Origin of the sequence: uncultured Aquimarina sp., from assembly GCF_947500065.1 — a bacterium.
Lineage (GTDB): Bacteria > Bacteroidota > Bacteroidia > Flavobacteriales > Flavobacteriaceae > Aquimarina.
This window is the reverse complement of sequence record NZ_CANMQT010000004.1, coordinates 1-12,634: the sequence shown is the minus strand read 5'-3', so window position 1 is coordinate 12,634 and position 12,634 is coordinate 1. Positions and strand designations below refer to the sequence as shown.

Here is a 12,634-nt window from a genome sequence, read left to right as displayed (position 1 = left end):
AATCAGAGTTAATACGAATTATACAAATTAAAATTAAACCAATGAAGAGAATATTAACCATGTTTTTTGGGTTATTTATTTCATTAACCTATGGGCAGATAGAAAAAATAGAACCTCCTTTTTGGTGGAGTAATATGCAATCTAATCAATTGCAATTAATGTGTTATGGCAAAGAAATAGCCAAGTATTCTATAGAAATAGATAGTATAACAATCAATGATATTACTAAAACGGAGAATCCTAATTATGTTTTTGTAACAATCAACACTAAAGATATTGAGCCGGGAACTGTAGTTATAAACTTCAAGGAAAATGATGAAATAGTTTTTTCTCAACGATATGAGTTTAAAACCAGAAGAGAAGGTTCCGCAGAGCGAAAAGGATTCGATAGTAGCGATGTAATGTACTTAATTATGCCGGATCGTTTTGCTAATGGTAATACAGCAAATGATTCTCATAAAGATACAGTAGAAAAAGCAGATCGTTCTAATCCTGGAGGGCGTCATGGTGGTGATATTCAAGGGATAATAGATCATCTTGATTACCTGAATGATTTAGGAGCAACGGCACTTTGGAGCACCCCTTTATTAGAGGATAATGAGCCAGTATATTCCTATCATACATATGCGCAAAGTGACCTATATAAAATTGATCCAAGATATGGTACTAATGAAGATTATAGGCGATTAGCTTCAGAGATGCATACGTTAGATATGAAACTGATTATGGATTATGTTACTAATCATTGGGGATCCAAGCATTGGATGATCAAAGATCTACCAACAAAAGATTGGATACATCAGTGGCCAGAAGGTTTCAGAAGAAGTAATTATCGTATGACAACTCAATTCGACACGAATGCTTCTGTAGTTGATGCAAAAGGATGTATGAATGGTTGGTTTGATACTACAATGCCAGATATGAATCAAAGCAATCCTTTACTTCTAAATTATATTAGTCAAAATGCTATTTGGTGGATAGAATATGCAGATTTAGATGGATTTAGAGTAGATACGTATTCATATAATGATAAAGAAGGAATTGCTAAATGGACAAAAGCCATTATGGATGAATATCCAAATTTTAATATTGTAGGAGAAGTCTGGATGCATGATCAAGCACAAATGGCATATTGGCAAAAAGACAGTAAAATTGGAGCTATTGATAATTACAATTCGCACTTACCATCAGTTATGGATTTTACACTTCACGATGCCATAACGATAATGTTTCATGAAGAGGTGAGCTCTTGGGATAAAGGAATGATAAGAGCTTATGAGAATTTTACCAATGATTTTTTATATCCAGATATTAATAACATACTTCTTTTTGCTGGTAATCATGATACTAATAGAATTAATGAGATTTATCAAAGTGACATATACAAGTATAAGATGGCGATGACTTTAATTTTTACAACTCGAGGTATCCCTCAGATCTATTATGGAGATGAAATAGGGATGTTAGGTAATCGGGATAAAAAGGGAGATGGTGATATTCGTAGAGATTTTCCAGGAGGATGGCCTGACGACAAAAGGAGTTCTTTTATTGCCGAAGGAGCTTCTGATAAAGTAATAGGAAGAACAAAGGACGAAGAAGCATTCCATGCATTTACTAAAAAAGTACTGAACTGGAGGAAGAATAGCAATGCTGTTCATAATGGAAAACTATTGCAGTATATACCGTTTAATAATGTGTATGTGTATTTCAGGTATACAAAAAAAGAGCGGGTGATGGTTGTTATTAATAACAATTCAGAAAGTCAGGAACTCGATATTACCCGTTTTAAAGAAGGGTTAAAGGATTCTAAAGTAGGAAAAGATATTATTACAGACAATACTATCGATGTGAGTGAAAATATTACGATATCTCCAAAAACATCGATGATCATATCATTACAATAAATCTATAATTTTAATTATTAAAAAATGAAGAAAATAATTTTATGTCTTGCCCTAGCTGGTGTTATATTTTCCTGCGGAAAGACAAAAAAAGAAGAAACAGTTGCAAAAGTCGAAACTGTTGTTGAAGAAGTAAACAAAGGATTAGCTCCGGTAAGTGCTGTTATGATGGAAAATGCCGTGATATATGAAGCAAATATCCGTCAATATTCTGAAGAGGGATCTTTTAAGGCATTTACCAAAGATATTCCAATACTAAAAACCCTTGGGGTAAAAGTACTTTGGGTAATGCCAATATATCCAATATCGACTACCAAAAGTAAAGGATCGCTAGGTAGTTATTATGCCATTTCTGATTATACTAAAGTTAATCCAGAATTCGGAACGATAGAAGATTTTAGAGAACTAGTAAAAACAGCTCATGATAATGGTATTTATGTAGTGTTAGATTGGGTAGCTAATCACACAGGATGGGATCACGTTTGGTTAAAAGAACATCCTGAGTTTTATACAAAAGATGATAAAGGAGAAATAACACATACTGTAGGAACTGATTGGACCGATGTAGCGGATCTCAATTACGATAATACAGATATGAGGAAAGGAATGCTTGATGCTATGAAATACTGGGTAAAAGAAGAAGGCGTGGATGGTTTCCGCTGCGATGTAGCGGGAATGGTACCAGTTGATTTTTGGGATAACACAGTTGCGGAACTTAAGGAAATTAAACCTGTATTTATGCTGGCAGAAGGCTGGGAACCAGAATTGATGGAGAACGCATTTGATATGGGATATGGATGGGATACGCATCACGTAATGAATCATATTGCAAAAGGAGAAAACACTGTAGAAGCTTGGGATAAAAGAATGATTCAAGTAGATACAATGTATGCTAAAGATGATATTTTAATGAACTTTACTTCTAATCACGACGAAAATTCTTGGAATGGAACTGTTCAGGAAAGAATGGGTGATTCTAAAGAGATGTTTGCTGCGTTATCTTATGTAGCACCAGGAATGCCGTTGATCTATTCTGGACAAGAATATGATATGGATAAGCGATTACTTTTTTTCGAAAAAGATACTATTATCAAAAAGAAAGGAGTATTCTTTCCATTATATGAGAAATTAGGAAAGCTTAAAAATGAAAATCCAGCATTGAATGGTGGTAAAAATGCAGCTTCTTATACTCGTATTAAAACTTCGTCAGATGATAAAGTTTTAGTGTTTAAAAGAGAAAAAGAAGGTAATAAAGTGGTTTTCGTGTCTAATATGACAAAAGAGCCAGTGAAATTTACAGCAGCATATGAAGGGAAGTTTAAAGATTATCTTTTTGGAGAATATATTGATGCAACTAAGGGACAAGAATATGAATTAAGCCCTTGGCAGTATTTAATTCTAATTCAAGAGTAATTAATATTTTATATTAAATTTTACAAAAACGATCTATTTTTATAGGTCGTTTTTGCTTTTTGTATAATTGATAAAGAATACAAAACAATGTCAATAGCTATTTTAAAGTTTTACTTATTCCTTAACATTATTCATGAAAATGTGTTAAAACCGCACGTTTTTTGTCAGTAATTACTGAATTTATTAACCGAAAACGTTATAGATTTTGGGCAAATTAGGTTATTGTGGTCAATAACGATAGATTTGACTTCAATGACAAAAGAAGTTAAAAATATCGCTGTACTTACTTCAGGAGGAGATGCTCCTGGAATGAATGCTGCAATTAGAGCAGTAGTTCGTGCGTGTAGTTATTATCAGGTAAATTGTTTTGGTGTTTATAAAGGCTATGAAGGTCTTATACACAATGAAATGGAACAACTGAATGCACGTTCAGTAAGAAATATTATAAATAAAGGAGGAACTTTCCTTAAATCAGCCCGTTCTAATGATTTCCGAACAGAACAAGGACGAAAGAAGGCTTACGATAATTTAGTAAAGAACAATATTGATGCGCTGATTGTTATCGGAGGAGACGGAAGTTTTACCGGAGCATTAAAACTTTCTGAAGAGTTTAATTTTCCTGTAGTAGGAATTCCTGGAACAATTGATAATGATATCAATGGAACTGATTACACTATTGGGTATGATACTGCATTGAATACAGTAGTGGAAGCTATAGATAAAATTAGGGATACTGCAAGTTCGCATAATCGTTTATTTCTTATTGAAGTTATGGGAAGAGATGCTGGAGATATTGCCTTGAATGCTGGAATTGGAGCAGGAGCTGAGGAGATATTAATTCCTGAAGAAGATATGGGAGTAGACAGACTTATAGAATCTCTGAAGAAAAGTAAGAAAACAGGAAAAACCTCTAGTATTATTGTTGTCGCTGAAGGAGATAAATCCGGCAAGAATATTTTCGAATTAGGAGAATATGTAGAAGAGAACCTAGAAGATTATGAAGTAAGAGTGTCTGTGTTGGGACATATACAAAGAGGAGGAGCTCCAAGCTGTTATGACAGAGTACTAGCTAGCAAATTAGGTGTAGGAGCGGTAGAAACATTATTAGAAGGAAAAAGCGAAGTAATGATAGGTATTGTTCATAAAACAGTTACGATTGTGCCACTAACCACCGCTTTAGAAAAAAGAACCCACAAACACGATAGATTAATTAAAGTAGCTGATATTACTTCAGTATAAATATAACCACGTTTTAAATTAAAACAACTAAATTATTAAATATGAGTACGTTAAAAATTGGAATTAACGGTTTCGGTAGAATTGGAAGAATCGCTTTTAGAATCGCTTCTAAACGCGAGAATGTAGAAATAGTAGCTATTAACGATTTGTTAGATGTAAATCATTTAGCTTATTTATTAGAGTATGATTCCGTACACGGAAAATATGATGGTACTATAGCTGTAGAAAACGGAAGTCTTGTAGTAGACGGTAAAGCGATTCGTATCACCGCAGAAAGAAACCCTGAAGAATTAAAATGGGATGCAGTGGGAGTTGATGTTGTAATGGATTGTACAGGTATTTTTACAACGTTAGATAAAGCAGGTGCTCACCTAAAAGCTGGTGCAAAAAAGGTTGTTATCTCTGCTCCATCAGCAGATGCACCGATGTTTGTAATGGGGGTAAATCATACTGATGCTAAAGCAACAGATACTGTTGTTTCTAATGCATCTTGTACAACAAACTGTTTAGCTCCATTGGCTAAAGTAATTAATGATAACTTCGGAATCGAAGAAGGATTAATGACTACAGTTCACGCAGCTACAGCTACACAAGCAGTAGTAGATGCTCCATCAAAAAAGGATTTTAGAGGAGGACGTTCTGCTTTAAATAATATCATTCCTTCATCTACAGGTGCAGCAAAAGCTGTTGGTAAAGTGATACCAGAATTAAATGGTAAACTTACGGGTATGGCATTTAGAGTTCCTACAGCAGATGTTTCTGTAGTGGATCTTACGGTAAAAACTAAGAAATCCGTATCTTATGATGAGCTTAAGGCGGTAGTTAAGAAAGCTTCAGAAAATGAGCTAAAAGGAGTTTTAGCATATACAGAAGAACCAGTAGTATCTCAGGATTTTGTAGGAGAAGCTCATACTTCTACTTTCGATGCAGGTGCAGGGATTGCATTAAACGATAACTTCTTTAAGTTAGTATCTTGGTATGATAATGAATACGGGTATTCTTCCAAGTTGGTAGACCTTTCATCTTATGTAGGTAATCTATAGGGATAATAAATTATATTGCCCTAATTTTAAATGTAATTAGGGCTTTTTTCTTTACACACACAACAACAACAAACAAATTTTTAAAATGATTTTATTAGCTGACGGTGGTTCTACTAAATGTGATTGGATTCTTCTTGATGAAGAAGGAGAAATTGTATTTAAAACCCGTACAGAAGGTTTAAACCCTGCTGTATTTAGTAAATCTTTATTAGAAGAGAGACTTAAGGATAATGAAGAACTTGCCTCTTATAGAAATAAGATAGATAGAGTTCATTTTTATGGAGCTGGTTGTGGTACCAATAAACCAACCAGAATGCTAGCTAAGATTTTTGAAAATTATTTTACCAATGCTAATGATATTCTTGTAAGAGAAGATATGGTCGCAGCAGTATATGCGGCAACTACCGAACCTGGTATTGTTTGTATTTTAGGTACTGGATCTAATAGTTGTTATTTTGATGGTGATGAAATAAAGATGACGGTAGATTCTTTGGGGTATATTCTTATGGATGAAGCTAGTGGTAACTACTTTGGAAAAAGATTAATAAGAGATTATTATTATAAAAGAATGCCACCAGAAGTAGCCGCAGAATTTGAGAAACGTTTTGATCTATCTTCGGATACTATAAAGGAAAATTTGTATAAAAAAGAAAACCCAAATACATATTTAGCATCTTTTGCTGAGTTTATTTTTACCAGTGAACGCAATGGATATTTTTATAAAATCATTACAGAAGGCATTCAGGAGTTTGTAGAAACAAGAGTATTGTGTTTCCCTGAAGCCCAGAATGTTCCGATTCACTTCATTGGATCGATAGCACATTTCAGTGAAGATATTATAAGAGCAGCTGTTTGGCCTTATCATTTAACAGTTGGTAATATTGTAAGAAGACCTATAGATGGTATTATAGATTACTACAGAAATGATGTGATAAAAAAGAAGCCAAACAACGTTTAAGGTTTTTAAAAATAGACAAAGGAGAAACTAATGATAATGCTCAAGTATTATCAAGTTTTCTCCTTTTTTCATTTTCCATAAACTGGCTACAAAAAAGTATCCACCTTTGAAATCTTCATAGTCACAACCTACAAAATAATCATCATCATCTTTGATAATCTTTTCGCAGATATGGTGTTTCATCTGGTTATTCCAAAAAGTTTCATTTTCTTCTTTTTCAATCCAATCAATGATATCTCGTTCGGAAATAATCCCTAGTTGGGTTTCTTTGTTTTTTATGAGTTTGTCAACCTCTTTTTCTTTGAGATATTTAATAAACTCTTTACTAATGACCTCTTCTTTCCAGATTTTTTTGGAATCCCAGTTCATTAGGTACTTTATGTTGTCCTTATGTATTTTCACTCTTTTTGTTTGGGGAATAAATCAACGGCAAAAATATATAATTTTATTAACTAAAATTATAATTTAAGCTAATTCTTGTACCTTTTCCAAGAGTAGAGCTTATGAAAATTCTTCCATCGATATAATTCATTCTTTCTTTCATGAAAAACAACCCCATTCCGCCTTCGGCATTGTTTTTTGGTTTAGTAGGTATTTTGCTAAGATCAAACCCTTGACCATTATCATCTATAATAATACTCAATATAGATTCCGAACTATTTATAGAAATTAGTATATAATCTGATTTAGCATATTTGATAGCGTTATTTACTGCTTCTTGCGTGACTCGATATAAATTAGTTTCAACTAAGGAGTTAAAGCGTAATTCAGGATTAGATGTATTCTCAAAGACAATATTTTTACCAGTTAATTTGGATAATTCTTTTGCCATTTTCTGAAGTGCTATGCTAATTCCGTAATCTTTTAATTCTGGTGGAGTAAGGTTAAATGTGGCTGTTCTGATACCTAATATTAGATCTTTTGATAGCTTTTTAAGTCCTTCAATTTTTTGATTTGTCTTTTCAATATTGTCAGTATTAATGGATTCAATATTGAACTTCAAAGCGGTAAGCATCTGTCCGATACTATCGTGGATTTCTTTTGCGATTCTTTTTCTTTCTTCTTCCTGTGCTTCTACAATTTGGCTGGCGTTAGATTTTTGTAATTCTTCTTTTTGTTGATATTTTAAGTCATTCAATCTTTCAATTTCGAGTTGTGCTTCTTTTCTTTTAGAAATGTCTGAACAAAGGACTAATCTTTCTGCGGTATCAGATTCCCTGAAAACATTAAGAATAGAGATGTCTAACCACATTTTTTTACCAAGATGAGAAGTGAATTCAAACTCTTCATTAAAAACACCACCTTTATTTTGAGCGATAAGTAAAAGCAGTCTGTTTGCTTGGAGTTCACTTAGGTTCATAAGTTCTGCAAGGTTTTTTTGATCAGATTCTGAACCTGTATTTAAAACTTTCCCAAAACGTTCTCCCAGGTTTTTTACAATTCCTTGTTCATTAACTCTTGCATATAACAAGGTTTGATCTAGTGCTTTGGTTAAGGATACTAGTTCTTGTACATTTTCATTTTGAATTTTTCTTAGTTTTTCGGCATTAGAAGCCATGTCTGTGGCATCTTTTTGTGATATCAAAAGATTAGATATCGTCTTTTTTATACTTAACGCAACAGGTCTAAATAATAGAAAAAATTCAAAGATTAAGATTAAAATAATTAGACCGAATAACGAGTATTCAATTTTTTTTAAGCGAGATATTTTTTCCTGAGCGTCTTTTTCATATCTAAACACAATGGCATCCATTTGTTTAAGGAAAAGAGGTTCATTAAAAATTACATTATCAAGATAGGGTTGAAGTGCCTCATGATTAACAGAGTCATTCTTTACTAAAGCAAGTATTTGTGAACTGTTTTCATATATAGTTTCAAAATATGGCTGCAAAACCAAAAACATTCGTTTTATCTCTGTGCTATCATTTTTACCTTTTGGTATTGAATCGTTATACCTTCTTAGCCTCTCATGAGACGTTTTCCAAAGATGTATTGTTGTCTCTAATTCTGATAGATATCGTTTTTTTGATTCATCATTTTTAACATAAGAAAGTAATAAAATTTCTTTAGACAGTTTCTGGCTAAGCATTCGTTGTCTGCCAGAAATATTGATAATTTTGGAATCATCAATTTGAGAACTGAGATACTGCTGAATAAAAAATTGTGCTCCAATAGTGAATAAAGCGATAGCTCCTAAAGCAATAATGTAAATTTTACTTAGGCGATTAAAAGTCTGATGATCTAATGATGCTAATTTGTTCAATGCAAATAAATTATGCAATAGCTTGCTTAATCAAATCTAATCCTTTTTCTTGATATGATAGCTTTAATGCAGCTTGATGACCTTTTTCTGACATTTTTCTCCAGGTTTTCTGTAAAATATCAATCACCTTTTCTGGGGTGTGTTTTTCGTAGAAATCATCATAATAAAATTTAAGAAAAACTAGACAAATTACATCCTCTAATATTTGGGTGTCTTCATCTTTTTTTAGTTTCTTCTTTTGTATCAAAAATGATACTCTATCAATAGTTTCTTGATCATAGCCTACTTCTTGAAGTATTCCAGAGGCTTTTTCAGCATGAAACTTTTTAAGCTCTTCTCTCCATTTCAAATATCCTACGCGATCCATTGGAAAGTCGTTTCTAGGAATTTCCCATCTGCATATATGTTGAGCTCTAGCTGCTAACTGCAAAGCTTCGGATGCTTCTGAAGTAAAGTTGTGCAGCGTTTGACTCATTCGTTGACCATAAATCAATTCTTTAGCGATTGATTTTCCATCTACGATTTCTTGATTAGGGTCATTAGCATTTGCTTTATCAAAAAGAGAAAATGCTTTATTTAGTTTTGTGGCTGGCATAAAAGTAATGGTGTTAGAATGCCAGCTAATTTAAGGTTTTTAGTAATAAAAACACATTATTCTTCAAAGCCAATAAACACAATCCCATCTTCTATTTTCACAGGATATGTTGCGATCGGAGCTAAGTCTCCATTTAGATTTTCACCAGTTTCTAATGAAAAGGTTTTCTTATGAAGAGGACAAGCAACTTTGGGGATTCCATTATGATCACCAATCATTCCTCTACTAAGTACCATTTCATTTTTTTCAGGTGATAAGTTTTGGCTTGCATACCATTTGTTTAGTCTGCTAAAATTAAATACGGCGATTTGTAAATCTTTATATTTAACACAAGCTCCTCCATCTTTCGGAAAAGCATTCACTGATGCGGCCTTAAACCAAACTTTTACATTTTCTAATTTGGCAGTTTTATATTTTGTTAGAATTTCTTCCATGTTGTTTTAAATTATAAGCTGTTTTATTATTTCCACGGTTCTGGCATTTTTTGCTCTCTCATAGGTACAAAAGCAATATTGTCATCCTCTTCATCACTATTCACAAAATGATTAAAACGTTTCATTATTTCATGGTCATTGATAGCCTGTGTCCACTCACATTCAAACTTGTTAACTAAAGTTTCCATTTCTTTTTCTAAATCTTTAGCAATACCTAGTTTATCATCAATAATAACTTCTTTTAAATAATCCAATCCACCTTCTAAACGTTCTTGCCAGGCTGCTGTTCTTTGTAATGGTTTTGCTGTACGCATGTAGAACATTAAGTAGCGGTCTAAGTATTTAATTACAGTTTTGTTATCAATTTGTTCGGCAAATAGTTCAGCATGTCTTGGTGTTGCTCCACCGTTTCCGCCAACATATAAGTTCCATCCGCCTTCTACGGCAATTAAACCAAAATCTTTTCCACGGGCTTCAGCACATTCTCTTATACATCCTGAAACTCCACCTTTAATTTTATGTGGAGCACGAATTCCTCGGTATCGATTTTCAAGTTCAATACCAAAACTGACACTTTCATCCATTCCATAACGACACCAAGTAGAGCCTACGCAAGTTTTTACAGTTCGCAAAGATTTACCGTATGCGTGACCACTTTCAAAACCATTGTCAATTAGATCTTTCCATATTAAAGGTAATTGATTTAAAGTAGCACCAAATAAATCAATACGTACTCCACCAGTCACTTTAGTGTATAAATCATACTTTTTAGCAATTTCTCCTAGTGCGATTAGCTTTTCGGGAGTAATTTCTCCTCCAGGAACTCTAGGAACTACAGAATACGTTCCATTTCGTTGTATGTTTGCTAAGAAACGATCATTAGAATCTTGAATGGCATATTCTTTATTAGCAGTATCCGCATTAATGGTAGCCATTAAGGAAGCAATAAGCGGTTTACATAATTCGCATCCGTGACCTCCGTTTCCGTGATTATCTAGTACTTCATCAAACTTAGTATATCCTTTTACTTGAATAATTTTATATAAATCCTGTCTACTTAGTTCAAAATGTTCGCAAACACCATCTTTAATCTCAATACCTAAAGATTTTAGGGTAGCATTTGTTAAATCAGTAACCATGGGTTTACAACCACCACAACCAGTTCCTGCTTTTGTGCAACTAATTACTCCGGAAACATCTGTGGCTTCTCCATTTTCTATAGCACTACAAATTTGTCCTTTGGTTACACTTTCACAAGAGCAAATCTGAGCTCCATCTGGTAAATCCATTACATCACCTAATAGGCCTCCATCATCGCCTCCGCGACTACCTAATATAAGGTCTTCTGGTTCTTCAGGAAGTTTCATCCCGTTACTATAAATTTGGAATAGAGAATTATAATCTGATGAATCCCCAATTAAAATTCCACCTAAAAGTTTTTTACCGTCTTTAGAAACATTTATTTTTTTATAAATTCCACTACGTTTATTTTCATACGTAATTTCATCTATTTCTTCTTTGGCTTCATTAAGAGCATCACCAAAACTTGCTACTTCGGTGCCTATTAATTTTAATTGAGTTGACATGTCAATATACTCAGGCATTTTGGCATCACTACCGGTAATTTGTTGCATAGCAACTTCTGCCATGTCATATCCAGGAGCAACTAAACCATAAATCATGCTGTTTAGTAATGCGCATTCCCCAATTGCAAATATGTTTTCGTCAGAAGTTTGCATTTTCTGATTAACGACAATTCCACCACGAGTACCAATTTCAAGACCACATTCCCTAGCAACTTCATCACGTGGTCTAATCCCCGCAGAAACTACAAGCATGTCAACCTTCAGTTCGGTATTATCAACATATTGTAAACCTTCAATAGATTTTTCTCCTTGTAGACATTGTGTTTGTTTTGAAAGGTGAACTTTTAAGCCCATACTTTCAATTTTAGATTGAAGCATATCGCTTGCACTTTTATCTAATTGTCTGGGCATAAGTCTTGGAGCAAATTCCACTACATGCGCGTTTAATCCTAAATTTTTAACCGCGTTTGCAGCTTCCAGACCTAATAACCCACCTCCTAGTACTGCGGCTTCGGTTTTTCCTTGTGCTTTTAATTTTTTGGCGTACGCTTCGGTAGCTTCTAAATCTTCAATGGTTCTATAAACAAAAACCCCTTCTTTTTCTACACCGGCAATTGGAGGTACAAATGCAGAAGATCCAGTTGCTAGAACTAGATAGTCATAAGTGTATGTATCTCCACGATGATTAGCTACTGTTTTGTTTTCTCTATTAATCTCGGTAATCATTTCTGAAACATGAAGATCAATATTATTATCTTCATACCAGTTAGCAGCTGACATACTTAGATCTTCAGCAGTTTTTCCTGCATAAAATTCGCTTAGATGTACTCTGTCGTATGCACGCCTTGGTTCTTCACCAAAAACTATAAGTTTATAGTCAGTGAATTTTTCTGAGGCTACAAACTTCTCACAGAATTTATAACCTACCATTCCGTTACCTATTACTACTACCTTCTTCATGAGTTACGTATTTGTAATTCAAAATTAAGTATTAATACGTATTTATTTAGTAAAGATTACGTAATTATAAGTATTGTAAATTGAGAATTTCAAAATAATATATAAAAAAAACCTGCGAAACCGATTCCGCAGGTTTAATTGTTTATTCTGATGAGTAGTCTATTGTTCTGTTGGTTTAGGACTCCATTTTAAGAAGTTAGGTTTTACTACTAACATCGCCCATCCCCAGTTTTGTACTCCAC

General features: G+C 33.5%; 10 protein-coding genes. 5 read left to right on the top strand and 5 right to left on the bottom strand.

What is annotated here, in order from left to right; translation table 11 throughout:
• Positions 1-41 precede the first annotated feature (41 nt).
• The 5 genes from Q0975_RS12890 (at position 42) to Q0975_RS12870 (ending at position 6,554) form a co-directional block, all read left to right on the top strand.
• Positions 42-1,904, top strand: coding sequence for a glycoside hydrolase family 13 protein (locus Q0975_RS12890; protein WP_299437258.1), 1,863 nt, complete (start codon positions 42-44; stop codon positions 1,902-1,904).
• Between the two features lie 24 nt (positions 1,905-1,928).
• The gene (locus Q0975_RS12885; RefSeq protein ID WP_299437256.1) at positions 1,929-3,314 is read left to right on the top strand and encodes an alpha-amylase family glycosyl hydrolase; all 1,386 of its coding nucleotides are present in this window, start codon (positions 1,929-1,931) and stop codon (positions 3,312-3,314) included.
• A 252-nt stretch (positions 3,315-3,566) separates the two neighbouring features.
• Complete coding sequence (pfkA, locus tag Q0975_RS12880; RefSeq protein WP_299437254.1) at positions 3,567-4,553, top strand: 6-phosphofructokinase; 987 nt, start codon at positions 3,567-3,569, stop codon at positions 4,551-4,553.
• A 41-nt stretch (positions 4,554-4,594) separates the two neighbouring features.
• Positions 4,595-5,596 (top strand): type I glyceraldehyde-3-phosphate dehydrogenase, encoded by a 1,002-nt coding sequence (gene gap, locus Q0975_RS12875; RefSeq protein WP_298312824.1) that lies wholly within the window; start codon positions 4,595-4,597, stop codon positions 5,594-5,596.
• A gap of 85 nt (positions 5,597-5,681) precedes the next feature.
• Complete coding sequence (locus tag Q0975_RS12870; RefSeq protein WP_299437251.1) at positions 5,682-6,554, top strand: BadF/BadG/BcrA/BcrD ATPase family protein; 873 nt, start codon at positions 5,682-5,684, stop codon at positions 6,552-6,554.
• A 27-nt stretch (positions 6,555-6,581) separates the two neighbouring features.
• Here Q0975_RS12870 and Q0975_RS12865 read toward each other — a convergent pair whose 3' ends face one another.
• From Q0975_RS12865 to nirB, 5 genes are read right to left on the bottom strand one after another with little or no spacing between them, the layout of a single operon-like run.
• Complete coding sequence (locus Q0975_RS12865; protein ID WP_299437249.1) at positions 6,582-6,956, bottom strand: hypothetical protein; 375 nt, start codon at positions 6,954-6,956, stop codon at positions 6,582-6,584.
• Between the two features lie 46 nt (positions 6,957-7,002).
• A complete protein-coding gene (locus Q0975_RS12860) occupies positions 7,003-8,817 on the bottom strand; it encodes a type IV pili methyl-accepting chemotaxis transducer N-terminal domain-containing protein (protein ID WP_299437247.1) in 1,815 nt (604 codons plus the stop codon).
• A gap of 10 nt (positions 8,818-8,827) precedes the next feature.
• Positions 8,828-9,412: a DUF4202 domain-containing protein gene (locus tag Q0975_RS12855; RefSeq protein WP_299437245.1), complete on the bottom strand. Its 585-nt coding sequence runs from the start codon at positions 9,410-9,412 to the stop codon at positions 8,828-8,830.
• A gap of 56 nt (positions 9,413-9,468) precedes the next feature.
• Complete coding sequence (gene nirD, locus Q0975_RS12850; RefSeq protein ID WP_299437243.1) at positions 9,469-9,846, bottom strand: nitrite reductase small subunit NirD; 378 nt, start codon at positions 9,844-9,846, stop codon at positions 9,469-9,471.
• A gap of 26 nt (positions 9,847-9,872) precedes the next feature.
• Positions 9,873-12,392, bottom strand: coding sequence for a nitrite reductase large subunit NirB (gene nirB / locus Q0975_RS12845; protein WP_299437241.1), 2,520 nt, complete (start codon positions 12,390-12,392; stop codon positions 9,873-9,875).
• Positions 12,393-12,634 lie beyond the last annotated feature (242 nt).